General features: G+C 65.1%; 1 protein-coding gene. It reads left to right on the top strand.

Going from position 1 to position 1,129, the window contains the following annotated elements; genetic code table 11:
- The first annotated feature begins 37 nt into the window (after positions 1 to 37).
- Positions 38 to 1,129, top strand: a complete 1,092-nt coding sequence (locus tag ACTWP9_RS36645; protein WP_443250643.1) for an IS630 family transposase — start codon at positions 38 to 40, stop codon at positions 1,127 to 1,129.

The raw sequence follows: 1,129 nt of genomic DNA on the forward strand, positions 1-1,129 counted from the left end.
CTAGTGACGTGAGTCGCAGATTCGTCGTTGGTTGGGTATGAGTCGTCCTGGACCGAAGATTCCGCCGTTGTCGTTAACTCATGCTCAGCGGGAGGTGCTTGAGGGATGGGTGCGTCGCCGGACGACTGCGCAGGCATTGGCCCTGCGGTCCCGGATCGTGCTGGAGTGCGCAGAAGGGCACTCGATCATGGCGGTGTCGCGGCGGCTGCGGATCGCTCCTGACACGGTCCGCACCTGGCGTCGGCGCTTCCTCGAGCGCGGGCTGGACGGCTTGTGCGATGAACCGCGTCCGGGGGTCCCCAGGAAGATCACCGATGCCGATGTCGAGCGGGTGATCGTCAAGACACTGGAGGAGAAGCCGGCCAACGCCACGCACTGGTCGACCCGGTCGATGGCGGCGGCCACCGGCATGTCACAGTCGGCCATCTCGCGGATCTGGCGTGCCTTCGCCCTCGCCCCCCACCGGACCCAGACCTTCAAGCTGTCCACCGACCCCTTCTTCATCGACAAGGTCCGTGACGTGGTGGGTCTGTATCTCGATCCGCCGGAGAAGGCTCTGGTGCTGTGCGTGGATGAAAAGTCCCAGATCCAGGCCCTGGACCGGTCGCAGCCGGTGTTGCCGTTGATGCCCGGGGTGCCCGAGCGTCGCAGCCACGACTACGTCCGCGCGGGCACCACCACCTTGTTCGCGGCCCTGGAGGTCGCCACCGGCAAGGTGATCGGTTCGCTGCACCGCCGCCACCGTGCCGCGGAGTTCAAGAAGTTCCTGGCCAAGCTCGACAAGGAGGTCCCCCCGGACCTTCAGGTACATCTGATCCTGGACAACTACGCGACCCACAAGACACCGGCGATCAAGCAGTGGCTGCTGGCACACCCCCGCTTCCACCTGCACTTCACACCGACGGGATCGTCCTGGCTGAACCTGGTGGAGCGCTGGTTCGCCGAGCTCACGCAGAAGAAGCTCAAGCGAGGCGTCCACCGCTCCGTCCAAGCCCTGGAACGGGACATCCGCGGCTGGCTCGCCGACTGGAACGAACACCCCAGGCCGTTCATCTGGACGAAGACCGCCGACGAGATCCTCGACAAAGTAGCCGCCTACTGCCGACGAATCTCTGACTCAGGTCACTAG

Origin of the sequence: Streptomyces sp. 3N207, from assembly GCF_052246355.1 — a bacterium.
Lineage (GTDB): Bacteria > Actinomycetota > Actinomycetes > Streptomycetales > Streptomycetaceae > Streptomyces.